This is a genomic window from Flavobacterium sp. W22_SRS_FK3 (assembly GCF_052113665.1).
Taxonomy (GTDB): domain Bacteria; phylum Bacteroidota; class Bacteroidia; order Flavobacteriales; family Flavobacteriaceae; genus Flavobacterium.
This window is the reverse complement of sequence record NZ_JBGQOF010000007.1, coordinates 133,642-160,433: the sequence shown is the minus strand read 5'-3', so window position 1 is coordinate 160,433 and position 26,792 is coordinate 133,642. Positions and strand designations below refer to the sequence as shown.

Genomic DNA, 26,792 nt, shown 5'->3' with positions numbered 1-26,792 from the left:
TAAATACAACTTCAATGTTAATGTTAAATAAATAATATCAATTTCAAAATGTTTAATTAACTTAAAATTGATTTCTTTGCTTAGCAATTTTTGAAATTGAAAATTCAATTTTTCCCATTGACATTGATATTGTTATTGATATTGTTATTTATTTTATTTGTAAGTTTGTGTTCGAATTAAATTCCTTCTTGATACTAGAACAGGTAATGAATTGAAAATCAAATTATGGCATTTCAAAATACTAATATTACATCAAAACTTTATAGAAAACTTTCTATTCAGGTTTCCCTGAACGGATTTTCTTTTTGTTGTTTTGATACATTAAATAACACTATTACTTCGTTCAATGAAGTTCAGTTTGATAATTCAAAAAAAACAGCTAAAATTGAGGAGTCCTTCGCAGAAGCTTTCAAAAAATATCCTGAACTAAAAGGTACGTATGATGAAATTATGGTAATTCATAATAACAATCTTTCAACATTTGTACCAACGGCGCTTTTTGATGAAAATTATCTGGGAAGCTATTTACAATACACCACAAAAGTTTTTGAAACCGATTTTTTTACATACGATAAAATTTCAAATTACGAAATGAATGCGGTTTATATTCCGTATGTAAATATTAATAACTTTCTGATTGACAATGTTGGCTCTTTTGATTACAAGCATGTGAATAGTATTTTGGTGGAAAAAATTCTTGAGTCTTCAAAAAATAATGACGACAAAAAAATGATCGTCAATTTTAATCCGGAGCATTTTGAAATTATCGTAGTTGAAAACCAAAAACTCTTGTTCTTTAATTCTTTTGAGTATCATACACCGGAAGACTTTATTTATTATTTGCTTTTTACCGCCGAGCAATTGAGTCTAAATCCCGAAATTTTCCCACTCGAATTATTAGGCACAATCGACAAAAACGATCCGTTTTATGCCATAGCATACAAGTACATTCGTAATATATCCTTTTTGGATGTAAGCACTTTACAGCAAAAAAACAGCTTCTCGACTATCGAAAATCAAAAACATTATATCTTATTTCAATCATGAGAATCATTTCTGGAAAATACAAAGGGCGCCGCATTTTTCCGCCAAAAAACCTTCCTGTAAGACCTACAACTGACATGAGCAAAGAAGCATTATTTAATGTTTTGAACAATCATTTTAGTTTTGACGGATTAAAAGTTTTAGATTTATTTTCGGGAACCGGAAATATTAGTTTTGAATTTGCTTCACGCGGAAGCGCACCCATTACATCTGTTGACGGTGATTTTGGCTGCGTAAAATTCATTAAACAGGTTGCATCAGAATATGATTTTGATATCGCTGCAACCAAAAGTGATGTTTATAAATTTCTGGAAAACTGTAAAACTTCTTATGATATTATTTTCGCTGATCCGCCTTATGGATTAGATCAGTCCGCTTTTGAAAAAATTGTTTTGACAGTTTTTGAAAGAGAGTTGCTTCATGAAGATGGAATGATGATAATAGAACATTCTAAATATACAAAAATGGAACATTTGAGTAATTTCTCTTTCCAGAAAAGTTATGGCGGTTCTTTTTTTAGTTTTTTCGAATTGAACTCAACTGATGATGATGAAGAACTTCCGAGTGTTTCGCCTCTAAAAATAGTAGACGAAGACGAAGGATAATCTACCTTATCAAACTATAAAAAGTCCCTTGAAATTCAAGGTTCTTTTTGTTTTACCTAATTCTGTTTTCATTTTCATCAACTCTTTTTTCGTTGAATTCGCTTTCTTTTATTTTCCCGAAAGAGTACCGGACAGCAATAGAAATTTCATTTGCATTAACCACATATCTTGCTTTTGAACGGACATAATTGATGGTAAATTGCTCTTTATAAATTGTACTTTTAAAGATGTCATTGCAACTCAGCGTAAAGTTCCATTTTTTTATTTTTTTAGAAAGTGATGCGTCCATAATAAAATTGGCATCATCTTCAAAAATACCTTTATTTTGTTTTGTCGCACCCCACCAGCCTACAACAAACGTATAATTTTTAGGGAGCTTAAATTCATTGTTTGAATAATAATACATATAAGGTTTTGAAGTTAAAAATACTGCCGAAGTGTCTTCAATCTTAGCTAAACTCAAAATTACAGAATTCGTTGTTGTCCATAATTTATAACTAAATGGAATTTCAAAATCTAAATTAAAACCTGATTCCTTATCCAGATTAACCTCTTTAAAAGTCATTATATTTTGTGTCTTATCATAAAAAAAACTGTTAAATACCGGATTTTTATTCTGATAAAAACTCAACTTAACCGATTTCTCATGATACTGAAAAGTCGATGAAATTTCGTTTGTAAAAGTAGGATCCAAATTAATGTTTCCAGCATACAAAAAATAAGGATTTATATACGTCGCGCTATTGCTTAAAGAGGAGTAATTAGGTCTAGAAATACTTTTAGCATAATTTAAACTGATACTTTTGGCACTATCAATGACGAATGTAAATTGCGCTTTTGGAAATAAATTGGTGTAATTTTTATCAATTAAAGGTAATACATCAGCTTTGAATTTCCCGAGTACTTTAGTGTTTTCAACGCGAAGCCCAATTGAAAAATCTATTTCCCTGAATTTACCTGAAAGCTGTGTATAGCCTGCCGAATTTTCTTCTTTAAAATCATAATGACTGATCTCATTTTTACTAGTATCATAATAAAATATATCAAAATCAGATTTTGAATTCGCAGAAGAATACAATCCTCCAAATTCTAATTTCAATTCACTTTTGAACTTTCTCTCTAGGTCTGCTCTTCCTGAAAAAACATCAACTTTAAACTTTTGATCGCGAATTTGTTCCAATTCGAACGCTGTATCGTTAAAATTATTTTGAACATAACTCAACGAACTTCGATCGAAATTTGAATATTGAAATCCAGTAAATAACTGTGTGTCAATTGATTTTATTATTTTAGTATAATTTAAAAATGAATTAACAAAATTCTTTCTATTGTCATTTTCACTCAAAGTAACGACGTTATTTAACGCCTCTTTATTTTTATTCTCCGTAAATGTATTAATAGGAAATTCGTCTGCGTGTAACTTGCTATTTATAGTAAACGAAAATGAATCATCATCGTTTATTTTATAAAACAAACCTCCTCCAAAAACAAATTGATTTATTTTACTGTTAGCCGTAACCTCATATTTAGAGGCAATATCGGCATCAGTAATTTGATAATCAATGCTATGATTTTCCCAAGGATTTAATCGATTGTAATTAAAATTCACTTTCCATTCTAATTTGTTTTTTTTGAAACCCCAATTAAATCCAAGGTAATTATTGTAGTGTTTTTTGAAAGAAGCAACTTCTGAAATTTCAGTTCTAAAACTATCTTTTTTGCTGAATTTTCGAGTAATCAAAATCACAGATCTTCCTTCGGCTTCATATTTAGAAGATGGATTCTGAATAATTTCAATCGTTTTTATATCAGCAACAGACAAAGCATTCAAATCATTCATACCTGATTTTTGATTGTCTATATAAATCAACGGATTTCCTTTACCAACAACTATAATGTTTTCTTTATCTGAACTAATTTGAATCGTTGGTAATTTAGCCAGTAAATCAACCGAATTGGGAATCGAATTATAAATAGAATTCGCAACGTCTACTTTTATGTTGCCGTTGATGTTAGTAAATGTCTTTTTATTTTGACTGATTACAACATCATTTAACTCATTTGAAATACTGTCTTTCGGTGTTTCATTTTGGGCTTTAGCAGTAAAAGAAAGAAAAAAAAGAAATAACAATATTAGAAGTTTTAAAGGCAGATAAATATTCATTTTACAAGGATTTTAAATTAAGCTGGTGCAAAAATGCTTCTAAAAAAGTAATGCGAAAGTTAATTGGAGGTTAATGCAAGGTTAAAGCGCAGAATGTATCATAAAAGCTTTATTTTTGAAAAAGAATTTTCAGATTTATGAAACAAAAAATCAACTTGTTAATTGCGTTTTCAATCGTCGCGCTGATCGTTTTATCGACAGTGCAATGTTATTTGGTAAAAACCGCTTACGACTATAAAGTGGCCCAGTTTCATATTGAAATAAAAAACGAGATTGCTCAGATTTCGAATAATTACAGCGATATTGATTCGGTTATTGTTTCAAAAAAGGAAACGCTGTATAAACAATTATCAGAAAATTATATTAAGGGGGAAAAGAATAAAATTGATATTAAGAATGGTATTCTTAAAAATGAATTCAGCGATGCCTTAACACAAAAAATCAAACGAAAACTCGAAAGGGATTTACCTAATTTAAAAATCGACTTTGCGATTGTGCTTAATAAGTTCATTTTGTACAAAAATGCTCAAAAAGCTGATACCATTTTCTCTGAAAAACCTTTTATCCAAAACAAATTATATGGCAATTTAGCATCTTTAAATCATGCTTTTCTGGTTCGGAATTATGTTGGAACAACTAACGGAACTTTTGAAAAACAGGGTTATAAATTACTAACCGAAGATTCCATGTATGTTTCTGTTATTGATTGGGAAATGATTATTTTAAGACGAATGACTTTCATTCTGATGTTGTCACTACTTTCAATTTTAACGCTCATTACGCTTTTTACAATCGCCATTAAAGCTTTAATCAAACACAAAAAAGTCATTGATGTTAAAACGGACTTCATCAATAATATTACGCACGAACTCAAAACGCCTTTGGCAACTTTGGGTATTTCTACCAAAATTCTGGAACAGAAAAGCATTCGTGAAAACGATGAAAATTTCAATGCCATTGTCAATACAATTTCTCGCCAAAACAATCGTCTACAAAGTTTAATCGATCAGGTTATGGCGAATTCTCTAGCTGAAAACGAAATTGAATTGCAAAAAGAAAAAATAGAAACCGAAGACTTTCTGCTTTCCATCATAAATGATTTTAAAATTACATTCCCAAAAATCAACCTTCAAACTGATTTTCAAACACAGAAAACAATTTTAGTTTTAGATAAGTTCCACCTGACAACTGCTTTTTTAAATGTTTTGGAAAATGCTGTAAAATATGGTTCGAATACGATTACGATCAAAACAAGAATCGTACAAAATCAATTTTCGATTAGTGTGGAAGATGACGGAATTGGAATTGAAAAAAACAAACAATCACTTCTTTTTGAAAAATTCTATCGCGTCCAACAAGGAAATCTACATAACACAAAAGGCTTAGGTTTAGGACTGTATTATGTCGATCAAATTATAAAAGCACATCAGGGAACTATTAATGTTGTGAGTGATTTAGGAAAAGGAACCCAGTTTACTATTTTATTAAAAGTTTAATCACCTTATTTTGAAAAAATTACTTTTAGCCGAAGACGATTTTGATTTTGCATCCATTTTAAAACAATATTTAGAACTGCAACAATTTGAAGTAATCTGGGCAGAAAATGGAGAAAAAGCGCTGGACTATTTTAAAAATCAGACTTTTGATATATGTGTTTTTGACGTCATGATGCCAAAAATGGATGGATTTTCATTGGCTGAAAAAATCATTACAGTCAATCCTGAGATTCCATTTATTTTTCTAACCGCAAGAAAGTTAAAAGAAGATAAAATCATTGGATTAAAACTAGGTGCAGATGACTACATCGTAAAACCCTTCGAAGTCGACGAACTCATTCTGCGTTTGCAGAATATTCTAAAGAGAATCGAACAAAAGAGAAGTCTGGACGGGAATAATATAATTGAAATTGGCTCTTATGTTTTTGACAATGAACGATTAACTCTTAATAATAAAAATCATGTCCAGCAGCTCACAGAAATGGAGGCTTCTCTTATTGAGTATTTATATCTGAACCATAACCAGTTATTAAAGAGGGATCAAATTTTAATGTCAGTCTGGAAAAAAGACGATTATTTCTCTGGGCGAAGTATGGATGTTTTTATCAGCAGGCTTAGAAAATATTTTAATTCAGATCCAAAAATCAAGATTGAAAGTGTTCGTAATATTGGGTTAGAATTTAAAATAGATAAGCCTTGATAAATCAAGGTTTATCAATATTTAATTGAATCTTATTTTCCAATTACCCAGCCTAAGCTAAAATTGGCAAGAGCAATAAAATCAGTATCATTTTTATCTATATTAACTCCGGCACCTAAGTTTAGGTCAATATTGAATTTTCTTTTATAAGTTCTTTGTAATCCCCAAAGCGGTGCAACTGTAAATGATGGACAATATTCGTTAAATTTTTCATTAACTGAAATCGATTTAAAATTATAAACAGCAATTAATGCTACATAATTTCCTGAGTTATGAGCTGTCCTTTTTCCTTTATTGGCTCTTTTTTGTAAATTATAATAATGTCGAAATTGCTCATTTATAGTGGGTACAAAATACAAGGTTGATTCATCATAAAAATCACTATGTCTGTAACCCAAAATCAAACCTGCTTCTGAATAAAGCGTGTTCTTAGAGTCAAAACCATGTTCATAAACAAAACCGGGAGATAATAGAATATTAATCCTAAATTGATTTTTTGCTACAGAAACAACCTCTTCTTCTTGAGAATAAATAATGTTATTTAAAAGAACCGATAAAAGCAGGAACAAGTATTTCTTCTTCATATGGTATAAATGTTTTCAGCAAAAATAATATTTAAACGACACAATCAATTAAAATAAAATATTTTCTTACATTAAAATTTTAATTAATGGTATGCAAATGATATAAGCTTTGTAAGTAATTGTATAACGCTTAAAAAGGATCCAAAAAGTACATTTGATATAAACCTTTAAAAACATAAATCATGAACCTTAAAAGATTTTTTGGAGCAGTGCTGACTATTCTCGGAATTGTCGGACTTATTTATACCGCAGTAATTTTTGCCGGTACTTCAGGAGAAACACGAGATATTAAATCACTTATTATTTACGGAATACTTGGAATCGTTTTCTTTACATCTGGAATCAGTTTGGTACGTACTACAAAAGACGAATCATAGTAACATTACAATAATACCTTTGCAATCTTTTCATAAAGAGGAGTTTCAATACCATATTTTAAACCTTCGTTGACTACAAATTGTGTCAGCGAGGTTACTTCTGTTTTGTTTCCCGCTAATAAATCCCTGTTCATTGATGAAGTTGCATTTTTTGGCGATTTCTCTAGTTTTATAATCGTTTGTTTTACAATATCCGCTGGTAATTGTAATCCTTTTGCGTTAGCAACAGCTTCAATTTCATACAATAATGCTACGTAAATTTCTTTTGATTGCTGATTATTAAGGATTTCACCTATATTTTGATTCAGATAAGAGGTTGCCGAACCCAAAGCCGAAATAAATATAAATTTCTCCCAAACTGTTTCTTCAATGTTTTCAACCAAATAGCTTTCCATTTTTGCTTTTTGAAAAATACTTTGTAATTCTTCTAACTTAGAAACCGAAACCGTTCTTGAACCGAAAAACAATTTTTCATAAAAACCGATTTTCCTGATTGTTCCGGGAGAAAAAATCATCGAAATAATATATACACAACCTTGTAAAACTTCATTTTCAGGAAAAATTTTCTCGATACGTTCAGGAGCATCAACACCATTGTACAAAGGAAGAATTATAGTTTCTGGAACAATACATTTTTTTAATGAAAGTAAACTTTCTTCAATATCATACGTTTTTGTCGCACAAATCAAATAATCCAAAGCCCCAATTTCATCAGGATCATTCGATACTAAATTGGGATAAACAATCATTTCAGCATCATCAGTTATGATTTTTAATCCGTCGGCTGCGATTGCTTTTTGGTTTTCGCCACGAGCTATAAAGACAATGTCAATTTCATCCGACTTAAAATAGGCCTTCGCCAAAAGTCCGCCAAAATAGCCGCCAACACCTCCGAGTCCTAAAATTCCGATTTTTGTTTTCATTTATTTTGTTTTAAATATTTTCTTTAAGAATCGTAATCGCTGCCATTATAATAAAAGTGAATAGCATTTACTGAACCAAAAAAACATATAATGCTTCTTTATATAATGAATTCATCAAAGCAGATTAAAAAATTCAACAGTATAAAAAAGATTAAAAAAAATAGACACTAAATCTTAAGGAATAAAATTCATGAAAATGAGTTAGAGCTTTCACAAATATATAAAAAATGCAGACCTGTAAGCCGGATTCTGTCCCTGATAAATCAAGGCCTTATCATTTATCTAGATCATGCATTACTGTATGACTCAAGCTACCTACCCTTCAACAACGGACGAGAAGCCCTTAAATGCTGATATACTTGGTATTTCACCGCATAGAGTTTACCTGGTTTCACTACAGCATTACCTGTACATACTTTCTGTTGCACTTGTCCTTGCGCCATTTCTAACGCCGACGGGTGTTACCCGCTATGCTTCTCTGTGGTGTCCGGACTTTCCTCCCTCCCAACGAATCGGAACGACGATAAGGCGGTCTGCGTCGCAAAAGTAGCGATTTATCAGCGAAGAAAACAGAATTTAATTTTCAGTTTTCACAAAACTTTCTTAACGTTTTAATTTTAAATTAGTTACCTTTAAAATCCTTAATTTTAAATTCATTTATTATGGCTAAAATGTATCATTACGCAACTGTCTCAAAGGCTTTAGATCAATTGAATGAAAAAGGATTTACATGTGATTTCAATCGAAATGCAGACATGATTAAAAAAAATCCCGAAAAATTTGAAATTGTTCATGTGTATCGATACGAGGGGGATTCAGACCCGGGTGATGAGGCAGTTGTATACGGAATTAAATCAACATCAGGCAAAAAGGGTGTTTATGTAGCAGGTTTCTCCGCACACTCAGATCAGGAAACAGCAAAATTTCTATTCGATTTGAGTATAAAGGGAAGGTAGTTTCTAGAGCTGTTTCCTGCTGTCCGCTGTATCTTTTTCTTGCTAAAGAAGCAAGAAAAAGGATGCCGCTCCCATCAGGGCTAGGGCTTTAGGTTACATTAGTCATTGCGAGGCATGAAGCAGTCACGCTATCAATCAAAAGTAAATTGATTCACTAAATAAGATTGCTTCATGCTTGGTAAAGACATAAAAAAAAGTCCTTCATAAAATGAAAGACTTTTTTAAAACAACACGCAAAATAAATCACATAGTTGGTATCTTTAATTTCCACCCTGGCTGAATAAGGTCCGGATTTTTAATAAGATCTTTATTGGCTTCGAAAATATCCTGCCAGGAAACGCCATGCAATTTTCCTATTTTTGATAAAGAATCTCCACTTTTTACTGTATATTCTGTAGCTTCTCGTTCAACAACAGCAATATTCATCACCACATCTGCCGATCTGAACTCTGGGTCAATTTTCCCATAAGCATTCCAAAGTTCTTCTTTGTTTGCAGCAGATTTTGCCGTTCCATCAATATATAGAACATTATCCTGCTCCCTTACCTCCAAATTCGATATACCTAAATTATTCGCCAAATCTGTTAACTCTTTGTATTTATCTTGTAAACTCATAGCGTTATTATTTAATTGTTAATTTGTTATCGACTTTTTGCGGTTTTAATTCCTGTATACTTTGTATCAAAGGCTGGAGTTCGCTTCTTTTAATTTCTCCTGAAAGTGTAACCACACCACCCACAACAGTAGCACTCACGCCATCATAAGCTTTTATTACTTTCCCTACCGATTTGTCTAAATCACTATCCGAATTAATTATAACCGCTGCTGCTGCAGGTTCAATATTTGGTTGTGGAATCTGGCAATTGTTTACTACCGATTTAACACCTTTAACAGCTTTAACTGAACTTTCTATGTTTTTTTTGAAAGCATCATCGTCGCAAGTTCCCACAATGGTAGCTACCCCTTCATGAACCGTAACCTGTACACTAGGCGTATCACTTAATTTTTCACTAATTTCTTTTTCAATGTCTGAATCTTTTGGAGCGCATGATAACAAAGAAAGAAAAAGACTAATTCCTAATACAATTGATTTGATTTTCATAATGGTATTTTTTTATAATTAATCATTTAAAATTAAATGAATTAGCGTAAAAAAAATTATAAAATGATCAGGTAGTATTTATATTTTTCCCAGTTCATGAAGTGAGTGGATTTGACATTAGATTTTTCCTAAAAAAACACAGATAACCTTAAAATTTGCTTTTTAAATCTATTCGACCGTGAAGAATCCTGATAATTTCTATTTCGTGATTTGAAATTATTTGATAGAAAATAATATGATGATTAGATTTAAATCTTAAAAGTTCTGCTTTTACTTTATCATATTTTTTACCCTGATTTGAAGTAAACACTTTCTGTCCGTACTTTTCAAAAAGGGAATTTACTTTCTCCTTCGTTTCACTTTCTGTATTTGAAGAAGCCGTTTCAAGATATGCAGCCATTTCTACAAACAAATCGTCTAATACTGCAGGCGTAACCGTACATAAAAGTTTAGCCGTTTCGTTCCTTCATCGATAAAGACTTTAGTTTCCAGATTAAAAATAGTGTATTTTTCATTACAAAAAATTATTACAAATTATTATTTGATACTTTTAAAAGAATTATTTTTATATCAAAACTTACAATTAGATTTAAATAATTCTGTATCTTTTTTAACCAGGCAAACATAAATAGAATGATACTTTTTTTCTTAAGTTAGACATTGCCTTTATCCATAAATTATTGAGAATCTAAAGCAGTTCAAAATTTCTTCCCTTAATTCTGTAAAGAATTCCAACAATCATATAACTGCCTTATTTCTAAGCAAATGTACTTTTATAAAAAATTAGAAATCATGATACACCAATTAAAACCTTCAATATTAGTAGAAACACCATTAGGAACCGGTCAGGCAATTTTCCTTATTGATTACGGAATGCATCAGAATACGTGCTGGGTTGTAGCTCTGCAGGAAAGCGGAATCATTAAACATTTTGACTGCAACGATGTAATCCTTTCAACTAATTACACTTACGGAATGAATATTAGAAAAAATAATTTTAAGGATAAAAAAGAAGCTTCTTAAGTAGTTTGAAATTCACTTTACCAGATTCGTATAAATTATTATGGTATTTAGATTAATATAAGACCTTACTTTCTGATATTGAAAACACTTAAAATCTTTCAATTTTTAAATTTTTAATTCATTAAATTATACTCTATATTTGCTATCGAATAAAAGATAATATGGAACAATTTGTAGTATCGGCTCGTAAATACCGCCCGCAGACCTTTAAGGATGTTGTAGGGCAAAAAGCCATTACCAACACTTTGCTAAATGCCATAGAAAGCAATCACCTTGCTTCTGCACTTTTGTTCACAGGACCGCGTGGAGTTGGAAAAACAACCTGTGCGCGTATTTTGGCCAGAAAGATAAATCAGCCGGGGTATGATGATCCAAATGAAGATTTTGCATTTAACGTTTTTGAGTTAGATGCAGCATCCAACAACTCGGTTGATGATATTCGTAACCTTATTGATCAGGTTCGAATCCCACCACAAACCGGGAAATATAAAGTCTATATCATTGACGAGGTTCATATGTTGTCTTCGGCTGCCTTTAATGCCTTTTTAAAAACATTAGAAGAACCGCCAAAACATGCTATTTTCATTTTAGCTACAACAGAAAAGCATAAAATTATTCCAACGATTTTATCACGTTGTCAGATTTTTGATTTCAAGAGAATTACGGTAAAAGATGCTAAAGAGCATTTGGCTGAAGTTGCTACAAGTCAGGGAATAAATTTTGAAGACGATGCTTTGCACATTATCGCTCAAAAAGCAGATGGCGCGATGCGAGATGCGTTATCGATTTTTGACCGTGTGGTCTCTTATTGCGGAGACAACTTAACACGTCAGGCTGTAACCGAAAACCTAAACGTTTTAGATTACGAAACGTACATCAACATTACCGATTTACTTTTAGAAAATAAAATTCCTGATCTTTTATTGGCTTATAATGATATTCTTGCAAAAGGTTTTGACGGGCATCATTTTATTGCCGGTTTAGCTTCACACTTCAGGGATTTATTGGTTAGCAAAACCCCTGCCACTTTAAGCTTGCTTGAAGTAGGAGAACAAGCTCAGCAAATGTATGGTGTACAGGCACAAAAATGTTCTCAGGATTTTTTATTAAAAGGAATTGACATTGCCAACGATTGCGATTTAAAATACAAATTAAGCCAGAATCAACGTCTTTTGGTCGAATTATGTCTAATGCAATTAGCCTCTATCAACTTTGATGGAGAAAAAAAAAAGTTGAGCAATTCATAATTCCGCCAACTTATTTTAAAAATGGAGCGTACTCTATAACTGAAGTCCAAAGTCCAAAGTTGAAAGTTGAAAGTCAAGATCCAAATGTTTCGGAAAAAGGCAATGACAATATCAATTCCAATGTCAATCCATACAACAATTTATCTTCTCAAACTGAGAATGGTACAATTAAAACACCGCAAGCCGAAACAAAAAACGAAAAAAACCTAACGAATAACATCCCTTCAAGCAACGAGCCTAAAGTTTCTGCTTTTTCATTGGCGAGTATCCGAAAGAAAAAAGAGTTGGAAGCTAACAGTAAATCTTATGTAAAACCTTCTTCGGTTCTGCTTAGAGAAGAATTTACTGAAACAGATATGCTTTTGTATTGGAACAAGTATGCACAGCGTTTGGGTGAGAAAGGTTTCAAAATTATGGAATCTTTATTATTGATTAACGATCCAAAACTAAACGGAACAGTCATTACACTTGAATTGCCAAACGAAGGTTCTAAACTAGACTTTGAAAGCCAGATCAATGGACTTTTAGGGCATCTAAAAGGACATCTGCATAATCACGACATTACAATTGAAGTAATTGTAAATGAAGCCATAGAAACCAAGAGAAGTTTTAACGATCAGGACCGCTACAATCGTTTATTAGAAATTAACCCAAACATTGAACTTTTGCGTTCAACATTTGGATTGGATTTACCTTAGTATTATTTATTTTTTCTATTATACAGAAATTTTTATTAGTCTGCATTAATTTTTAGAAGTAAAAATCTTCTCAATTCTTTTATCTGGAATAAGCCACAACAAAGCAACTGTAAGATAAGCAGCTCCAGAGATCCATTCGCTGTAAAAAGAGCAAAAAATTCCAAAAACATACAAAGCTGTAGAAGTAATTCCTTTAAGATCGTTTCCTATTGCTTTTGCCAATACTGAATTTTCTCCTTCATTAATAATTATAATTCTCTGTAAAATAAAATAGGCTACAGAAGATAAAAACATAACAATTCCATACAAAGTCATAGATGGTTTAGCAAAATTATGCTCTCCCATCCAGCCTGTAGCAACCGGGATTAAAGACAGCCAGAACAATAAATGCAAATTAGCCCAAAGGACTTTTGCGTTAACTTTTGATAAACTGTGAATCAAATAATGATGATTATTCCAGTAAATTCCAATATAAATAAAACTAAGGATATAGCTTAAAAACTTAGGAAATAAAGGTAACAAATCAGCAAAATCTGTACCGTGAGGCACTTTAATTTCTAGAACCATAATGGTGATAATAATAGCCAGAACCCCATCACTAAAAGCTTCAAGTCTTGTTTTATTCATTTATTAAAGAATTTTATAAGGAATTAAATTTTACCAAAATACATCGCTTTCACGATACCATCAGAAAGTCCTATTTTTGGAACAAAAATCTGACGAGCTCCACTCCATTTCATAGCATTCAAATAAATACGGGTTGCATAAATAATTACGTCTGCTCGGTCAGAATTTAGACCTAATTCAGCAATCCTTTGCTCGTAAGTCAGCGAGTTTAAAAAGGCATATTGCGAACTGATATAAATGTATGACAATGGTTTTTCCTGTTGCTTTCCGGACATTTTAAATAATTTATTGATATTTCCTCCGGAACCAATAAGAGTTACTTCTTCATAATCATTGGTCGTTGTTTTTATCCATTTTTCGATTTCATCCCATACTACATCATGAACCATATTATTTAATAAACGTACCGTACCTGCTTTAAAAGACCTTGAGTTAATCATTTTTCCATCAGAAAATAACGTAAACTCAGTACTTCCACCTCCAACATCCACAAAAAGATAAGTTTGATCTGTTCTAAGCAAATGATGCAAATCTGTTGAAGCAATAATAGCCGCTTCTTTTTTACCATCAATAATTTCGATTTTTATGTCTGCTTTTTTCTTAATCAATTCTACAACTTCCTTAGCATTGTAAGCCTCGCGCATTGCAGAAGTTGCATAAGCTTTATATCTTTCTACTTTGTGGACTTTCATTAAAAGGTTAAATGCTTTCATGGCATCAACCATTCTGTCTATATTTTCTGTTGAAATTTCACCAACCGTAAAGGCATCCTGACCTAAACGTATTGGCACACGAACAAGTGAACTTTTATTAAATTGCGGTTCTTTGCCTTCTTGTTCAACAACATTAGATATCAAAAGCCTCATGGCATTTGAACCGATATCTATTGCTGCGAATTTTTTTATTTTAATCATGCTCACTTATGATTTGAAATTTAAAATTTGGTGTGGTTATTAATTTGTTTTCTGAACAGCTTCTTCGGCTATTTCAATTTTACTCTGGTAATATTTATAGGTTTCCAATTGTGCCCTAAAAGGAGCGTGATGGTTTCTGGCTTTGTATTTATTGTCAAGTTTATAAGAATGATACCTCACTTTTACATTCCCTTTCCAGGCTATATTAAAATTATCTATTAGTTCTTTTTTAATGGACAAATCATAAATTGGACAAGTAACCTCAACCCTTCCATCCAGATTTCTGGTCATAAAATCGGCAGATGAAATGTATACTTCGTTTAAACCGGCGTTTCCAAAAATATAAACCCTCGTATGTTCCAGATAATTATCAACAATACTAATTGCCTCTATATTTTCACTCATCCCAGGAATTCCCGGAATCAGCGAGCAGATTCCTCTTACCTGAAGCTGAATTTTAACCCCCGCATTGCTTGCTTCATAGAGCTTATCGATCATTTTAAAATCAGATAAACTATTCATTTTCAATTTTATATGTGTTTTTCTACCAGCCAAGGCGTGCAGAATTTCACGATCTATCAGTTTGATAAATTTAGTTCGGGTGTAATGCGGCGACACAATTAAATGTTTGTAACGATGCACTCTGTAATTGATGTCAAAAAACTCAAATATTTTCGAGATATCTTTTAGTATTCCCGGATTACACGTAAAAAGTGTTACATCTGTGTAAATTTTTGCCGTAGCTTCATTAAAATTTCCTGTTGAAATAAAGCCATATCGACGTGTTTTTTCGTCTTCAATTCTTTCAATTACACAAATTTTGCTGTGTACTTTTAATCCCTTGATTCCAAAAATAAGCTCAATACCTTCAGTTTGCATTTGCTCTGCATACGAAATATTGCTGGCCTCATCAAAACGTGCCTGAAGTTCGATTTGTACCACTACTTTTTTACCATTTTTTGCCGCATTTATAAGAGAACTTATAATTTGGGAATTCTTGGCCAAACGATATAAAGTGATCTTTATGCTCGTTACTTTTGGATCTAATGCTGCTTCACGCAAAAACTTTGTCAGGTAAGAAAATGACTGATATGGAGCGTGTAACAAATAATCCTTTTTACTGATTTTCTCCAGAATACTACCTCCCAAACTCAAGCCTGGAATTGGTAATGGCTCATTTGGCTTATAAAGTAAATCGTACCTTCCTAAATTGGGAAAACTCATGTAATCACGGCGATTGTGATATCTTCCACCCGGAATGATACTATCTGTTTCAACAATTTTCATTTTTTCCAAAAAGAAATGCAGCGTATCTTCTTCAATCTGACTATCATAAATAAAACGAACTGGTTCTCCAATTCTCCTGTCTTTAACAGAAGTTGCAATTTTTTCGAGCATACTTTTACTCAAATCGCTGTCTATGTCCAGCTGTGCATCCCGTGTGATTTTTATCATATGGGCGGAAACACTTTTATAGTCGAAAATATTAAAAATGTTTTTCAGGTTATGACGAATAACATCATCAATTAAGATAACATAATGTTTATCATCATCAGAAGGCAATACAACAAATCTGTTGATTGTTTTAGGGATTTCTATGACAGCGTAACGAACTTCGTCATTTTTGTTCATTTCCAATCGAACAGCCAAATATCCTAACGTGTCTTTAAGAACCGGAAATTCTGCCAGATCGTTTAATATAATGGTAACAAGTTCAGGACTTAATCTTTGAGTAAAAAAATCTTTTAAATAATTATCCTGCTCTTTTGTAATTTCATCCTCTTTAATAATAAAAATATTTTCAGCCTCAAGTTCAGCTTCAATATTACTTAAAATACGTAAACTTTCAGATTGCTGCTGAATTACGATTTCTGTAATATCCTTAATTAATTGCTGAGCAGAAACACCTCCCAGATATTTTTCGCCTGAAATTCCGGAAAGACTCAATCTTCGAATTGCGGCATAACGTACCCTGAAAAATTCGTCTAAATTATTTGAAAAAATTCCAACAAATCGAAGTCTGTCTAATAATGGCACTGTATTATCTGCCGCTTCCTGAAGTACTCTTGCATTAAACGCTAACCAACTTTTTTCTCTGTCTATATATTTCTGTTCGTGCACGTTGTTTATTTTAAATCTTTGGGAAAAATTGTTTTATGGGTTTTGCCTTTATTAATTTTATCCCAGCTATCCTCTTCAAATCGTAAAGAAACGAAGCCTGAAGTAGGGACATTTTCAATAAAAACATCTCCAAATTTATTAACAAAATTTGTAATAGCCTCGTTATGTCCAAAAAGAATAACGCTTTCGAAACTATTATCACATGATTTGATAACTTTTTCGAGCTGTCTGCCATCAAAAGTGTACAATTCGTCCTTATATAAAATGCTTTCTATGGGATAGGAAATATTTTGCGCAAATATAAGAGCGGTTTCTGTAGCACGTGCAGCCGGACTGCTCCAGATTATATATGTTTTAGGCAGAAATTCTGTAATGTTTCCCGATACATTATGAGCATCTAAAATACCTCTTTTCATTAAAGGTCTGTCAAAATCTTTTAAAGGTGCATCCCAACTTGATTTTGCATGTCGTATTAAAATTAAATTTTTCATAAGATACTAAGGTTTAGAAACCCCAAATGTGAAGTTACTATTTTACTGAAGTTCTAATTTACAAAAGAAATTCTAATCACTGCCTTTTTTTTAATTCTGTTAACATTTTATAAATAATTAACAAATGATCAAAAAATCATGCCTCTAATTCCAATATTATGAGTCTACATTTTATTTTATTCATAAAAAAATAGGCCGTTACAAATAATTGTAACGACCTAATAACTAAACCTGAATACTAACTTCCTTTTCAAAATCTGCAAACTATTTTAATAACGTTTTTTGCATCTTTGTTAAATATATCCTATGAAATCAACTTAAATTTTACTGACTAAGTGATTCTCTTATCTTTTTAGTGACTCCAAAACTAATCAAGATATCGATAAAAAACAAAAAAAATCGATGAAATACATTTTATTTTAAAAAAAATAAGTTAAATCTTATATTAAGGTGCTAATCTTTGAATTGACCAGGTAAAATCTGACTGGCTTGTGTAACGAATTCTGTCGTGAAGTCTATTTGCTCTTCCCTGCCAGAATTCGACTTGGAGAGGCGTTACTAAATAACCTCCCCAATGCTCCGGTCTTATGATCGATTTACCTTCAAATTTTTTTTCCAGTTCTTTTAGGTTATCTTCTAAAAAAGTTCGTGACGGAATTACTTCGCTTTGATTAGAAACTACTGCTCCTAGTTTACTTCCATCAGGACGTGAATCAAAATAATTGTCTGAAATACCTTCAGAAGTCTTTTGAGCAATTCCTTTAATGATCACCTGACGCTCCATTTCGGGCCAGAAAAAAGATAAACAAACATGCGGATTTGAAGCAATTGCTTTTCCTTTTTCCGAATTATAATTGGTATAAAATACAAAACCTTCTTCTGAGAATTTCTTTAATAAAACCACTCTCGATTTTGGAAAACCATCCAATCCAATCGTCGAAACAGTCATGGCATTTACTTCTCCGCTTCCGCCAAAATCTTCCACTTCATGAAACCATCGGTTAAAAAGATTAATGGGATCTTCCGGAATAGAAGTTTCCAACAATTGACTTTTTTCGTAAGATTTTCTATAATTACTTAAATCGTTCATTTTTTTAGATTATTAGAATTATATATTTAATGTTATATCAGGTAATTCAAAACTCAAAAGTAACTCCGTCATCTGCTAAAAGTACATTTGGAAAAATTTCTTCAGCCTCTAATTTAAAAGGTTCGATTCCTTGATATCTTGTCGAATAATGACCTAAAACCAATTGTTTTGTATTTGCTTTCAAAGCAATTTTTGCGGCTTCCTTTGCTGTTGAATGTAATGTTTTTTCCGCCAAAGCAGCTTCTGATTCCAAAAATGTAGATTCGTGATACAGGATATCGATATTTTCAATAATCGGAATAATAGCTTCATTGTAAACTGTATCCGAACAAAAAGCGAAACTCATTGCAGGAATTGGGTCAAAGGATAATTTTTCGTTTTCAATTACGGTTCCATCATCAAGCGTTATATTTCCTCCGTTTTTTATCTTTTGAAAATAAGCCGTATGTATGTTGTATCGCTTCACAGCATCTACGTTTAGTTTTCTTTCGCCGGTCTTTTCCTGAAATAAAAATCCATTGGTATATACACGATGTTTCAACGGAATTGTGCTCACAATTACCTTGTTGTCCTCAAATATCACTTCACTTTTGTCAGATTCTAATTCATGAAAAAGCAAACTATAAGTCGTCCAGGAATTCGACAACCTTAATTGTAACGTAATAATTTCCTTCAATCCTTTTGGACCGTAAATATGTAAATCGTTCGTTCTTCCTAAAAGTGCAAAAGTCGAAATAGTTCCGATTAATCCAAAGAAATGATCTCCATGCAGATGCGAAATAAAGATATGATTAATTTTTGAGAATTTAATCTTGTTCTTACGCAGTTGAACCTGAGTTCCTTCACCACAGTCAATTAGAAACAATCTGTTTTTGATTTCTAAAACCTGAGAAGTCGGATTCGTAAGAGTTCTGGGAGTTGCGGCATAACAGCCGAGTATGGTTAATTTCATTTTAGATTTTAGATTGATTTTAGATTTTAGATTAGATTGAAATATTTTAGATTCAGCATTAATCTAAAATTCAAAATCAGAACTTTAAATCTAAAATCCCAAGTCTCTTTCTATTTCTTCCATTTCGATAATATCGTGCGCCTCTAAAAGAGATGGAACAACAATTAGTTTATCAGAAATAGCATTGAAATCAAGATCTGAAACGACAATAACAAATGATTTCTTTGCTTTTTTTTGTTGTTTGGAAAGAGGCAAAAAAAGTTTTACATCACTTTCAGATAACTTAGAATCTGAGGTTAAATCGATAATAATATTTTGTTTTTCAAAGGTTTTAAACTGCTGCGTCACTTTATCCAAAAAAGATTTAAAATCTCCTTGGGTATCTTTGATGGTAACGGTATGTCCTTTTTGATCTACTTTCATTTTATAATTTGTGGGGCTTATATAAAAATTGATATTTCTGAAGACAAATGTACGAAGTTTTTTTATTTGTTGTTTCAGGTTTCAAGTTTCAGGTTTTTCACACTGTCACCCTGAGCGGAGTCGAAGGCTTATAAGGTAAAATGGGCTTCAACTTCGCTCACCTGAAAAACCTGAAAATTTAAACTAAATCTATTGTATTTTCGAAGCCAAAAGATAAATAACCGCCATCCTAATGGCTACTCCATTCTCTACCTGATTGAGTATTACAGAATGATTGGAGTCGGCTACTTCTGAAGTAATCTCTACTCCTCTGTTAATTGGTCCCGGGTGCATGATCACGATTTCTTTTCCAAGAGAATCTAAAAGTGGTTTATCGACTCCGTATTGCTGAGCATATTCACGTGTTGAAGGAAAAAAGTTCACATCCATACGCTCGTTTTGTACGCGAAGCATATTGGCAACGTCACACCATTCTAATGCTTTTCGTAAATTTGGTTCAACCGTTACACCAAGTGATTCAATATATCTCGGAATCAAGGTTTTCGGCCCGCATACTTTTACTTCAGCACCCTGCATCTGCAAAGCATATATGTTCGAAAGCGCTACACGCGAGTGCAGAATATCACCTACAATAACTACTTTTTTTCCGGCGACATCGCCCAGTTTTTCTCTGATCGAATAACTGTCTAACAAAGCCTGCGTTGGGTGTTCATGTGCCCCGTCTCCGGCGTTAACTATACTAGCTTTGACGTTTTTGGATAAAAAATAAGCTGCTCCGGGATTGGAGTGGCGCATGACAACCATATCTACTTTCATCGAAAGGATATTGTTTACCGTATCAATAAGTGTTTCTCCTTTTTTAACCGAAGACTGAGCAGCAGAAAAACTAATAACATCTGCCGATAATCTTTTTTGGGCCAACTCAAACGAAAGTTTTGTTCGTGTACTGTTTTCGAAGAAAATGTTGGCTATAGTAATATCTCTCAATGAAGGAACTTTTTTAATAGGTCTGTTAATGACTTCTTTAAAATGATCTGCCGTTTCAAAAATTAGGTTAATATCATTCTCGTTGATATATTTAATTCCTAATAAATGATTTACGCTTAATTCTTTCATTGTATTTGTTTATATGTTTATTTGTTTAACCGTTTAATTTTTTTGAACTATTTAATCGTTTGGTTTTTCCGATTAAACAATTAACCGGTCAACCGATTAAACTAATTTGTCACCAGGTACACGACATCCTCCCCATCATTTTCTTTCCAGTTCACTACTACTTTTTCGTTATTTATCGCATCTACCTGACGGCCGCGATAATCGGGCTGAATTGGCAGATTACGGCTAAAACGCCTGTCAATTAACACCAACAATTCGATTTCTGAAGGTCTCCCGAAAGACTGAATTGCCGTTAAGGCAGAACGAATGCTTCGTCCGGTAAACAAAACATCATCGATAAAAATAACTTTTTTGTTTTCGACTATAAAATTGATTTGTGTTTTATTGGCTTCCAGCGGTTTATCTGTTCTGCGGAAATCATCCCGAAAGAAAGTGATGTCCAAATATCCCAAAGAAATTTCGGGAGTATTGTATTCGCTCTGTAATATTTGTTTTAAACGTTCCGCTAAAAAAATGCCTCTTGGCTGGATTCCAACTAAAATAGTATCAGAGAAATCAAGATGTTTTTCGATTAACTGACAAGCCAAACGATGGAGTATAATAGTAACTTCTTTTGAATTAAGTAATACTTTTTGGCTCATAATTAAGTGTGAAGTTTGGTTGGGCAAATATACGAAATCAGAATTTATTTGTTGGGGTGTTATTTAGGGAAATATTATTTTTTGAATTGGTGGAGAAAATTTAGTTGTTTATATTAGATTATTTGATGAAGACTATTTTTATAGTTTAAATTAAATTATGCTTTTTTATTTTTTTAACTTTAGACTAATCCCTAAGATACGCATAACCACAGTGCGGCAAATGATTTACGTGATTTCAAACAAATCATCTTTATAAACATCAAAATTACGCGGGAATGAATATGCAATGACAGATTTTAATCCATTTTAAAATTCCCTATAAAATCTCATACGAACGAATATGTTAAACATACAATATGTCGAACCTACGGCTCTCCCTTACTTCACAAATTAAAATACAGCTCTGCAACATTTAATAGAGCCAATTGCCCTTGCTTTCAACTCGACTAAAAAGCTATCATTTTTAAATTTTATTGAACTATTTCCAAAATAACTTCTTAAAAATTTGCGAAACTAAAAAGTTGCATATATATTTGCAACCAATTAGTTTCGTATTTAGTATATATACAAAAATGAGAAGAGACATTTTTCAGGCAATAGCAGATCCAACAAGGCGGGCTATTATATCTTTAATTGCAGTACAAGCAATGACACCAAATGCCATTGCAGAAAATTTTAATACTACAAGACAAGCAATTTCCAAACATCTTCGCATTTTATCCGAATGCGAATTAGTTAAACAAGAACATCAGGGCAGGGAAATTTATTACTCTCTTGAAATTGAAAAAATGAAAGAAATTGACCAATGGCTCAGCCAGTACAGAGAAATTTGGCAGACCAGATTCAATCAACTTGACCAATTATTAACAACAATTAAAAAATAGAAAAGATGGGAAATTTAGTATTTGACTTTACTGTTGACAAAGCCACCAAAACAGTAACGATTGTAAAAGAATTTGCAGCCGAACTTTCTTTGGTTTGGGAAGCTTACACTAAGCAGGAAATTCTGGACCAGTGGTGGGCACCAAAACCTTGGGAATCAAAAACAAAAGTAATGGATTTTGAAGTGGGCGGACGACGATTTTATGCCATGGTAAGTCCGGAGGGACAAGAGCATTGGTCTATTCAGCAATATACTTCTATTAGCCCGAAAACTAATTTTAAATTCTTAAATGCTTTTTCAGACAAAGATGAAAATCCTCAATTACCAGGTTCTGAATGGGATTTGAATTTTACTGATCTAAATGGAACTACAAAAGTACATATTACCATTTATAATGAATCTCTGGAGCGAATGGAACAAATGATCGAAATGGGCTTTAAAGAAGGATTTACCATGACACTAAAAAGCTTAGAGGAATTATTGACAAATTTGTCTCAAAAATAATCTTATTTAGCACATATTCTAAATTACATTTCGCCTAAAAAGCTATTAATCAACGGATAAATTATTTTTAATTTCAAAATTTCATTACAAATTCTTATATTTAGTAAACAGAAAATACCAACATCATGAGAAAAATAATAGTCATAACCATGATTACAATAGATGGCGTAATGCAGGCTCCTGGTAGTCCTGAAGAAGATACTTCGGGCGGTTTTGAATATGGTGGCTGGGTAGCACCTTTTGGAGATGAAGAATACGGCAATGTCATGCAGGAACAAATGAAACCTGCCGATATTCTTTTGGGCAGAAAAACATTTGATATTTTTGAAGCGTATTGGCCCAAAAATGCAGAAGGCTGGCCGGGAATTAATGAGGTTAGCAAATACGTTTTATCCTCCAGCAGGAAAAACTCAGATTGGAAAAACTCGGAATTTCTTTCCACTATAGAAGAAATCAAAAAACTTAAAAATTCAGAAGGTGGCGACATTAAAGTCTGGGGAAGCGCAAAACTGGTTCAGCTTTTGCTTCAAAGTGATTTAGTTGATGAACTCGGGCTCTTAATTTATCCTATCATTCTGGGGAAAGGCAAAAAATTATTTGATGATGATGCTGTTCCTTCCGCATTTACCTTAACAGAAAGTACGGTTACGCCAAGCGGTGTAATTGCGGTTAGTTATAAAAGAGCTGGAGAAGTTAAGACTGGAACTATTGGAGATTAAGAAAAATGAATTTTTATCAAAAAGAAATAAATCGCATCAGGACTGTTTGTTATAAAAACCAAGAACAGCTTCAAACGGTAATTCGTACGAAGAAATTTATTGATGTTCACTTTGAAAAAGAAATGAACCTGAATCTACTTTCCAATTGTCAATTCACTTCAAAATTTCATCTATTACGGTTATTTAAAAAATATTACGGCTTAACACCCATGCAATATTTAACAGACAGAAGAATAGAAAAAGCTGCAGAATATTTAAAAAAAAAGATGACCGTAACCGAAACTTGCTTTGCTGTTGGGTTTGAATGTACAAGTTCCTTTAGCACCTTATTCAAAAATAAAATGGGAATTGCTCCTGCTGCATTTCAAAAGAGCAATTTTCGCAAAGTAGATTAAAATTAGATTCACAAACTTGCATGAGTCAATTTAAAATATCAAAAGATGAAAGTAAAAATTATCGGAATCCCGGTTCAGGATCAAGAAAGTGCCTTACAGTTTTACACTAAAAAACTAGGTTTTATTAAAAAACATGATGTTCCGTTGAGCGAAAATAACAGATGGCTAACTGTTGTTTCCAAAGAAGAACAACTTGGAACTGAAATTTTATTAGAACCATCTCCAAATCATTTTGAGCCGGCTAAAACCTATCAGAATGCTCTTTTTGAAGCCGGAATTCCATATACCCAATTTAACGTTGATAATCTTGATGAAGAATATGAAAGGCTGATTAATCTTGGTGTCGAATTTAGCATGAAACCTACCGAAATGGGCACGGTTAAAATTGCTGTACTTAATGATACTTGTGGGAATAACATTCAGCTTATCGAAATGCTCTAAATAAAATTCAGGTTTACTCCTGATTTAAAATTGAAGATTGCGATAAACTCTATTTGAAAATAGAGTTTATCGCAATCTTTACAGTTAAATAAATTAAAAACCTTTTGTCTGAGCGTTTCTTTTTCTAATTTCTTCTTCAGTTCGCGGAATAAAATTTTCTTTTACATTCAACTCGGCTCTGGCCTGAACTTCTTCAATAAACGGACGGAGGTTTTTGTTATAATCTTCAAATGCCAGATCAAAATTTCCGTTGTGTTTTTCTAAAGCATCTACTAATTCGGCAGCTCCATTCATTGATAACGACGCTCCCATTCCGGCAGCTGGCGAAGCACAATAACCGGCATCGCCAACCAAGGCGACTCTGCCTTTTGTCCATGACGGCATTTTTATCTGACAAAATTTATCGAAGTAAAAGTTTTTCGATTGTTCTAATTCTTCCAACAATTCTGAAGTTCTCCAGCTTTGTCCGGAAAACTTTTCCATAATAATTTTTCTTTGTTGATCAACATCACGATAATCGTATTGAATTTCTTTTTCAGAATAAAAACAAAAGATAATATCTGTTTTATTGTTGTAGGCATTTAGGGTAATGGCCTTATCCGGTACATTATACATTTGCATTGTTTTTTGTTTTACCAACAATTTGTTGACAATTGTGAGTGAAAAATAAGCATTTAGAAAATGTGCATATTTGGTTTCATCACCAAACCAAATTTTCCTCACACCAGAATGCATTCCGTCACAGCCCAATACTAAATGAAAAGCTTGTTGCGAACCATCTTTAAAAGTAACTTCAATATTTTCCTTTGTTTCGTTTAATGCTGTAATACTGGTATTGAAAATAAATTGAACATCCTCTTTTAAATCGTGAAATAAAAAAGGAATAAATTTATCGCGTTCAATTTCGATTTCATCTTCAGGAAGTTCTGCATCATCGTTGGCAAGCACTATAGAGCCTTCGGTAAGATCTTCTGCATTTTTAAATTCTATCATTTCTACCTGCAATCGATGTGATTTTAATTGCTCAAAAATTCCCATTCGTTTCGCAATAGCTATGGTATTTCCTCGTAAATCAACCGCTGCGCCTGCAGTTCTGGGTTTACTTGCCATTTCTACGACTGTTACCTGATATCCTAATCTGTTCATCCAGTATGCTGTTGAAAGTCCGGCTATACTTGCACCTGAAATGAGTACTTTTTTATCTTTAAATGATTCCATTCTATACGAGTTATTTGTTTCTGCAAATGAACAGCGTACAGTGAAGGTAGAAAATAACAATACAAAGTAATTATTGGACTAATCGAGGTTTTTACTCCGAAAAGCTAAAGCGGTCATTCCTGTAACCTTAGTAAACAATCTTGAAAAATAAGGATAATCGTCGTAACCCAGTTCTGAAGCAATTTCTTTTACCGATTTATCTGTATGGTATAGCAAACGTTTTGCTTCTAAAATTATACGGTTCTGTATATGATAAGAAACCGAAAAACCAGTTGTCGTTTTAATACATTCGTTAAGATATGGTCTAGACAAATGCAACTTTTGAGCATATTCTGCCGGACGTTTTACTGTTGTATAATTATTTTCTAAAAGTTGCCTGAAAGATTTCGTAATAGTTTCAAATCGTGCAGGATTATCTGTAGACTTCGATTGTTCCAGATATTGTGAAATAACCAAAGCCACCAATGTATTGCAACTGTCTTTTAATACAGCATGATAAAGTTTGTCATTTTTACGTTCCGTAAATTTTATAAAAACTGAAACAGCTTCTGACAGCATTAAAAACATTTCGTTAGTTAATACTAAAGGTTTTGCCGGTGTTATGTCCTGCAACAATTTCAGGTATTCAGGATTAAGGCTTTCATTACTAATGGCCCAACTACTGACGATTACATTTTCAGATGTTATTGTACGGTGTACCTGATCTGGGTGAATATAAATAATAGAAGGAGCTGTAATAGTAAAATTCTGAAAATCAATATCAAGCTGAACTGTTCCGCTTTCAAGCAGAAAAAAAGAATGCCTATCATGCCTGTGCGTGTCTGTTGCTTCTTCAACAGTAGGTAAATTTTCTTTGTTTAAAGTAAGTAAATCATCAATACAAATTCTTTCAATAGAAATATCGCCGTCAAAATTGTCAGTCATTGTATTTACAGGAATCGATTGTGCTTTTTTAATCATTATCTTTTTACCCAGGATTATAGGATAGTTAAAATTTAGAGAATAAAGATATTAGAGAATCTCTAAATATTAGAACTTTTCTCAAAAATTATATAAGACATTTTTTTGTTGTTTGAAGTAATTTTATTCTAACGATAATTAGAATACTAAATTCTTTTTAAAACAATTAAAACAGCAAAATCATGCAAAAAATCATTACACGTTTGTTAATGGTATTCGTAATACTATTTTCATTTACAAGTTGCGAACTAGTAGGAGATATTTTTCAGGCCGGAATGGGCGTTGGAATCTTTATTGTGATTTTTGTAATCGCCATAATTATTTGGATATTTGCCAAATTCTTCAAAAAATAAAATAAAAAACATAAAAAATCCCGTT

The 26,792-nt window shown here is 32.4% G+C and carries 32 protein-coding genes and 1 other RNA gene; 15 read left to right on the top strand and 18 right to left on the bottom strand.

The features are described 5' to 3' along the window. The first annotated feature begins 225 nt into the window (after positions 1–225). Both ACEN2I_RS09055 and ACEN2I_RS09050 read left to right on the top strand, forming a co-directional pair. Complete coding sequence (locus tag ACEN2I_RS09055; protein WP_441765776.1) at positions 226–1,047, top strand: DUF3822 family protein; 822 nt, start codon at positions 226–228, stop codon at positions 1,045–1,047. Then, complete coding sequence (locus ACEN2I_RS09050) at positions 1,044–1,649, top strand: RsmD family RNA methyltransferase (RefSeq protein ID WP_441765775.1); 606 nt, start codon at positions 1,044–1,046, stop codon at positions 1,647–1,649. Before ACEN2I_RS09055 ends, ACEN2I_RS09050 begins: the two co-directional genes overlap by 4 nt. Before the next feature lie 52 nt (positions 1,650–1,701). Here ACEN2I_RS09050 and ACEN2I_RS09045 read toward each other — a convergent pair whose 3' ends face one another. After that, the gene (locus tag ACEN2I_RS09045) at positions 1,702–3,813 is read right to left on the bottom strand and encodes a TonB-dependent receptor domain-containing protein (protein WP_441765774.1); all 2,112 of its coding nucleotides are present in this window, start codon (positions 3,811–3,813) and stop codon (positions 1,702–1,704) included. Positions 3,814–3,950: 137 nt separating this feature from the next. On the opposite strand from ACEN2I_RS09045, the gene ACEN2I_RS09040 reads away from it, so the two are divergent. Together ACEN2I_RS09040 and ACEN2I_RS09035 are read left to right on the top strand one after the other, a co-directional pair. Next, entirely contained in the window at positions 3,951–5,309 is a 1,359-nt protein-coding gene (locus ACEN2I_RS09040; protein ID WP_441765773.1) for a sensor histidine kinase, read from the top strand. Between the two features lie 10 nt (positions 5,310–5,319). Continuing rightward, entirely contained in the window at positions 5,320–6,009 is a 690-nt protein-coding gene (locus tag ACEN2I_RS09035) for a response regulator transcription factor (RefSeq protein WP_441765772.1), read from the top strand. Between the two features lie 32 nt (positions 6,010–6,041). Here ACEN2I_RS09035 and ACEN2I_RS09030 read toward each other — a convergent pair whose 3' ends face one another. Then, entirely contained in the window at positions 6,042–6,593 is a 552-nt protein-coding gene (locus ACEN2I_RS09030) for a hypothetical protein (RefSeq protein ID WP_441765771.1), read from the bottom strand. A gap of 182 nt (positions 6,594–6,775) precedes the next feature. Here ACEN2I_RS09030 and ACEN2I_RS09025 point away from each other — a divergent pair, with 182 nt between their 5' ends. Continuing rightward, positions 6,776–6,970, top strand: coding sequence for a hypothetical protein (locus ACEN2I_RS09025; protein ID WP_441765770.1), 195 nt, complete (start codon positions 6,776–6,778; stop codon positions 6,968–6,970). A gap of 5 nt (positions 6,971–6,975) precedes the next feature. Here the strand turns inward: ACEN2I_RS09025 and ACEN2I_RS09020 are convergent, their stop codons facing one another. Next, entirely contained in the window at positions 6,976–7,893 is a 918-nt protein-coding gene (locus ACEN2I_RS09020) for a ketopantoate reductase family protein (protein WP_441765769.1), read from the bottom strand. Between the two features lie 222 nt (positions 7,894–8,115). After that, positions 8,116–8,433, bottom strand: an RNA gene (rnpB, locus tag ACEN2I_RS09015) — RNase P RNA component class A. Between the two features lie 122 nt (positions 8,434–8,555). Between rnpB and ACEN2I_RS09010 the strand changes: the two genes are divergently transcribed. Further along, positions 8,556–8,849, top strand: coding sequence for a hypothetical protein (locus ACEN2I_RS09010; RefSeq protein WP_441765768.1), 294 nt, complete (start codon positions 8,556–8,558; stop codon positions 8,847–8,849). Positions 8,850–9,092: 243 nt separating this feature from the next. Here the strand turns inward: ACEN2I_RS09010 and ACEN2I_RS09005 are convergent, their stop codons facing one another. From ACEN2I_RS09005 to ACEN2I_RS08995, 3 genes are all read right to left on the bottom strand, one after another. Beyond that, the gene (locus ACEN2I_RS09005) at positions 9,093–9,464 is read right to left on the bottom strand and encodes a LysM peptidoglycan-binding domain-containing protein (protein ID WP_441765767.1); all 372 of its coding nucleotides are present in this window, start codon (positions 9,462–9,464) and stop codon (positions 9,093–9,095) included. Positions 9,465–9,471: 7 nt separating this feature from the next. Continuing rightward, a complete protein-coding gene (locus ACEN2I_RS09000) occupies positions 9,472–9,951 on the bottom strand; it encodes a BON domain-containing protein (RefSeq protein WP_441765766.1) in 480 nt (159 codons plus the stop codon). A gap of 148 nt (positions 9,952–10,099) precedes the next feature. Then, positions 10,100–10,351 (bottom strand): type II toxin-antitoxin system RelE/ParE family toxin, encoded by a 252-nt coding sequence (locus tag ACEN2I_RS08995; RefSeq protein WP_441765765.1) that lies wholly within the window; start codon positions 10,349–10,351, stop codon positions 10,100–10,102. A gap of 392 nt (positions 10,352–10,743) precedes the next feature. Between ACEN2I_RS08995 and ACEN2I_RS08990 the strand changes: the two genes are divergently transcribed. From ACEN2I_RS08990 to ACEN2I_RS08980, 3 genes are all read left to right on the top strand, one after another. Beyond that, the gene (locus ACEN2I_RS08990; protein ID WP_441765764.1) at positions 10,744–10,974 is read left to right on the top strand and encodes a hypothetical protein; all 231 of its coding nucleotides are present in this window, start codon (positions 10,744–10,746) and stop codon (positions 10,972–10,974) included. A 161-nt stretch (positions 10,975–11,135) separates the two neighbouring features. Next, on the top strand, positions 11,136–12,221 hold the full coding sequence (gene dnaX, locus ACEN2I_RS08985) for a DNA polymerase III subunit gamma/tau (RefSeq protein ID WP_441765763.1): 1,086 nt from the start codon (positions 11,136–11,138) through the stop codon (positions 12,219–12,221). Positions 12,222–12,280: 59 nt separating this feature from the next. After that, on the top strand, positions 12,281–12,919 hold the full coding sequence (locus ACEN2I_RS08980) for a DNA polymerase III subunit gamma/tau (protein ID WP_441765762.1): 639 nt from the start codon (positions 12,281–12,283) through the stop codon (positions 12,917–12,919). Positions 12,920–12,964: 45 nt separating this feature from the next. Here ACEN2I_RS08980 and ACEN2I_RS08975 read toward each other — a convergent pair whose 3' ends face one another. From ACEN2I_RS08975 to pyrR, 9 genes are all read right to left on the bottom strand, one after another. Then, entirely contained in the window at positions 12,965–13,546 is a 582-nt protein-coding gene (locus tag ACEN2I_RS08975) for a TMEM175 family protein (RefSeq protein WP_441765761.1), read from the bottom strand. A 23-nt stretch (positions 13,547–13,569) separates the two neighbouring features. Continuing rightward, complete coding sequence (locus tag ACEN2I_RS08970; RefSeq protein ID WP_441765760.1) at positions 13,570–14,460, bottom strand: Ppx/GppA phosphatase family protein; 891 nt, start codon at positions 14,458–14,460, stop codon at positions 13,570–13,572. Between the two features lie 39 nt (positions 14,461–14,499). Beyond that, positions 14,500–16,581, bottom strand: coding sequence for a polyphosphate kinase 1 (gene ppk1, locus ACEN2I_RS08965; RefSeq protein ID WP_441765759.1), 2,082 nt, complete (start codon positions 16,579–16,581; stop codon positions 14,500–14,502). A gap of 5 nt (positions 16,582–16,586) precedes the next feature. Beyond that, positions 16,587–17,072: a SixA phosphatase family protein gene (locus ACEN2I_RS08960; protein WP_441765758.1), complete on the bottom strand. Its 486-nt coding sequence runs from the start codon at positions 17,070–17,072 to the stop codon at positions 16,587–16,589. A 445-nt stretch (positions 17,073–17,517) separates the two neighbouring features. Next, the gene (pdxH, locus tag ACEN2I_RS08955) at positions 17,518–18,162 is read right to left on the bottom strand and encodes a pyridoxamine 5'-phosphate oxidase (protein WP_441765757.1); all 645 of its coding nucleotides are present in this window, start codon (positions 18,160–18,162) and stop codon (positions 17,518–17,520) included. A 46-nt stretch (positions 18,163–18,208) separates the two neighbouring features. After that, complete coding sequence (locus tag ACEN2I_RS08950; protein ID WP_441765756.1) at positions 18,209–19,114, bottom strand: ribonuclease Z; 906 nt, start codon at positions 19,112–19,114, stop codon at positions 18,209–18,211. A 90-nt stretch (positions 19,115–19,204) separates the two neighbouring features. Beyond that, complete coding sequence (locus ACEN2I_RS08945; protein ID WP_441765755.1) at positions 19,205–19,537, bottom strand: ribonuclease Z; 333 nt, start codon at positions 19,535–19,537, stop codon at positions 19,205–19,207. Positions 19,538–19,726: 189 nt separating this feature from the next. After that, positions 19,727–20,653 carry an aspartate carbamoyltransferase catalytic subunit gene (locus ACEN2I_RS08940; protein ID WP_160373111.1) on the bottom strand — a complete coding sequence of 309 codons (927 nt, stop codon included), beginning with the start codon at positions 20,651–20,653 and terminating at the stop codon, positions 19,727–19,729. 101 nt (positions 20,654–20,754) lie between these two features. Beyond that, the gene (gene pyrR / locus ACEN2I_RS08935; RefSeq protein WP_441765754.1) at positions 20,755–21,294 is read right to left on the bottom strand and encodes a bifunctional pyr operon transcriptional regulator/uracil phosphoribosyltransferase PyrR; all 540 of its coding nucleotides are present in this window, start codon (positions 21,292–21,294) and stop codon (positions 20,755–20,757) included. 572 nt (positions 21,295–21,866) lie between these two features. On the opposite strand from pyrR, the gene ACEN2I_RS08930 reads away from it, so the two are divergent. From ACEN2I_RS08930 to ACEN2I_RS08910, 5 genes are all read left to right on the top strand, one after another. After that, entirely contained in the window at positions 21,867–22,178 is a 312-nt protein-coding gene (locus tag ACEN2I_RS08930) for an ArsR/SmtB family transcription factor (protein ID WP_441765753.1), read from the top strand. 5 nt (positions 22,179–22,183) lie between these two features. Then, entirely contained in the window at positions 22,184–22,681 is a 498-nt protein-coding gene (locus tag ACEN2I_RS08925) for an SRPBCC family protein (protein WP_441765752.1), read from the top strand. 125 nt (positions 22,682–22,806) lie between these two features. Beyond that, the gene (locus ACEN2I_RS08920) at positions 22,807–23,400 is read left to right on the top strand and encodes a dihydrofolate reductase family protein (RefSeq protein WP_441765751.1); all 594 of its coding nucleotides are present in this window, start codon (positions 22,807–22,809) and stop codon (positions 23,398–23,400) included. Between the two features lie 5 nt (positions 23,401–23,405). Next, entirely contained in the window at positions 23,406–23,795 is a 390-nt protein-coding gene (locus tag ACEN2I_RS08915; protein WP_441765750.1) for a helix-turn-helix transcriptional regulator, read from the top strand. A gap of 45 nt (positions 23,796–23,840) precedes the next feature. Continuing rightward, entirely contained in the window at positions 23,841–24,236 is a 396-nt protein-coding gene (locus ACEN2I_RS08910) for a VOC family protein (protein WP_441765749.1), read from the top strand. Positions 24,237–24,329: 93 nt separating this feature from the next. Here ACEN2I_RS08910 and ACEN2I_RS08905 read toward each other — a convergent pair whose 3' ends face one another. Both ACEN2I_RS08905 and ACEN2I_RS08900 read right to left on the bottom strand, forming a co-directional pair. After that, entirely contained in the window at positions 24,330–25,454 is a 1,125-nt protein-coding gene (locus ACEN2I_RS08905) for an FAD-dependent monooxygenase (protein ID WP_441765748.1), read from the bottom strand. 78 nt (positions 25,455–25,532) lie between these two features. Then, on the bottom strand, positions 25,533–26,414 hold the full coding sequence (locus ACEN2I_RS08900; RefSeq protein WP_441765747.1) for a helix-turn-helix domain-containing protein: 882 nt from the start codon (positions 26,412–26,414) through the stop codon (positions 25,533–25,535). A 182-nt stretch (positions 26,415–26,596) separates the two neighbouring features. Between ACEN2I_RS08900 and ACEN2I_RS08895 the strand changes: the two genes are divergently transcribed. Beyond that, a complete protein-coding gene (locus ACEN2I_RS08895; protein WP_441765746.1) occupies positions 26,597–26,767 on the top strand; it encodes a hypothetical protein in 171 nt (56 codons plus the stop codon). Positions 26,768–26,792 lie beyond the last annotated feature (25 nt).

What these genes read in the sequence shown, in the direction of transcription:
- ACEN2I_RS09055 (WP_441765776.1), top strand. Translation starts at nt 226, where the DNA reads ATGGCATTTCAAAATACTAATATTACATCAAAACTTTATAGAAAACTT.
- ACEN2I_RS09050 (WP_441765775.1), top strand. Translation starts at nt 1,044, where the DNA reads ATGAGAATCATTTCTGGAAAATACAAAGGGCGCCGCATTTTTCCGCCA.
- ACEN2I_RS09045 (WP_441765774.1), bottom strand. Translation starts at nt 3,813, where the DNA reads ATGAATATTTATCTGCCTTTAAAACTTCTAATATTGTTATTTCTTTTT.
- ACEN2I_RS09040 (WP_441765773.1), top strand. Translation starts at nt 3,951, where the DNA reads ATGAAACAAAAAATCAACTTGTTAATTGCGTTTTCAATCGTCGCGCTG.
- ACEN2I_RS09030 (WP_441765771.1), bottom strand. Translation starts at nt 6,593, where the DNA reads ATGAAGAAGAAATACTTGTTCCTGCTTTTATCGGTTCTTTTAAATAAC.
- ACEN2I_RS09025 (WP_441765770.1), top strand. Translation starts at nt 6,776, where the DNA reads ATGAACCTTAAAAGATTTTTTGGAGCAGTGCTGACTATTCTCGGAATT.
- ACEN2I_RS09020 (WP_441765769.1), bottom strand. Translation starts at nt 7,893, where the DNA reads ATGAAAACAAAAATCGGAATTTTAGGACTCGGAGGTGTTGGCGGCTAT.
- ACEN2I_RS09010 (WP_441765768.1), top strand. Translation starts at nt 8,556, where the DNA reads ATGGCTAAAATGTATCATTACGCAACTGTCTCAAAGGCTTTAGATCAA.
- ACEN2I_RS09005 (WP_441765767.1), bottom strand. Translation starts at nt 9,464, where the DNA reads ATGAGTTTACAAGATAAATACAAAGAGTTAACAGATTTGGCGAATAAT.
- ACEN2I_RS09000 (WP_441765766.1), bottom strand. Translation starts at nt 9,951, where the DNA reads ATGAAAATCAAATCAATTGTATTAGGAATTAGTCTTTTTCTTTCTTTG.
- ACEN2I_RS08995 (WP_441765765.1), bottom strand. Translation starts at nt 10,351, where the DNA reads ATGGCTGCATATCTTGAAACGGCTTCTTCAAATACAGAAAGTGAAACG.
- ACEN2I_RS08990 (WP_441765764.1), top strand. Translation starts at nt 10,744, where the DNA reads ATGATACACCAATTAAAACCTTCAATATTAGTAGAAACACCATTAGGA.
- dnaX (WP_441765763.1), top strand. Translation starts at nt 11,136, where the DNA reads ATGGAACAATTTGTAGTATCGGCTCGTAAATACCGCCCGCAGACCTTT.
- ACEN2I_RS08975 (WP_441765761.1), bottom strand. Translation starts at nt 13,546, where the DNA reads ATGAATAAAACAAGACTTGAAGCTTTTAGTGATGGGGTTCTGGCTATT.
- ACEN2I_RS08970 (WP_441765760.1), bottom strand. Translation starts at nt 14,460, where the DNA reads ATGATTAAAATAAAAAAATTCGCAGCAATAGATATCGGTTCAAATGCC.
- ACEN2I_RS08960 (WP_441765758.1), bottom strand. Translation starts at nt 17,072, where the DNA reads ATGAAAAATTTAATTTTAATACGACATGCAAAATCAAGTTGGGATGCA.
- pdxH (WP_441765757.1), bottom strand. Translation starts at nt 18,162, where the DNA reads ATGAACGATTTAAGTAATTATAGAAAATCTTACGAAAAAAGTCAATTG.
- ACEN2I_RS08950 (WP_441765756.1), bottom strand. Translation starts at nt 19,114, where the DNA reads ATGAAATTAACCATACTCGGCTGTTATGCCGCAACTCCCAGAACTCTT.
- ACEN2I_RS08945 (WP_441765755.1), bottom strand. Translation starts at nt 19,537, where the DNA reads ATGAAAGTAGATCAAAAAGGACATACCGTTACCATCAAAGATACCCAA.
- ACEN2I_RS08940 (WP_160373111.1), bottom strand. Translation starts at nt 20,653, where the DNA reads ATGAAAGAATTAAGCGTAAATCATTTATTAGGAATTAAATATATCAAC.
- pyrR (WP_441765754.1), bottom strand. Translation starts at nt 21,294, where the DNA reads ATGAGCCAAAAAGTATTACTTAATTCAAAAGAAGTTACTATTATACTC.
- ACEN2I_RS08930 (WP_441765753.1), top strand. Translation starts at nt 21,867, where the DNA reads ATGAGAAGAGACATTTTTCAGGCAATAGCAGATCCAACAAGGCGGGCT.
- ACEN2I_RS08925 (WP_441765752.1), top strand. Translation starts at nt 22,184, where the DNA reads ATGGGAAATTTAGTATTTGACTTTACTGTTGACAAAGCCACCAAAACA.
- ACEN2I_RS08920 (WP_441765751.1), top strand. Translation starts at nt 22,807, where the DNA reads ATGAGAAAAATAATAGTCATAACCATGATTACAATAGATGGCGTAATG.
- ACEN2I_RS08915 (WP_441765750.1), top strand. Translation starts at nt 23,406, where the DNA reads ATGAATTTTTATCAAAAAGAAATAAATCGCATCAGGACTGTTTGTTAT.
- ACEN2I_RS08910 (WP_441765749.1), top strand. Translation starts at nt 23,841, where the DNA reads ATGAAAGTAAAAATTATCGGAATCCCGGTTCAGGATCAAGAAAGTGCC.
- ACEN2I_RS08905 (WP_441765748.1), bottom strand. Translation starts at nt 25,454, where the DNA reads ATGGAATCATTTAAAGATAAAAAAGTACTCATTTCAGGTGCAAGTATA.
- ACEN2I_RS08900 (WP_441765747.1), bottom strand. Translation starts at nt 26,414, where the DNA reads ATGATTAAAAAAGCACAATCGATTCCTGTAAATACAATGACTGACAAT.
- ACEN2I_RS08895 (WP_441765746.1), top strand. Translation starts at nt 26,597, where the DNA reads ATGCAAAAAATCATTACACGTTTGTTAATGGTATTCGTAATACTATTT.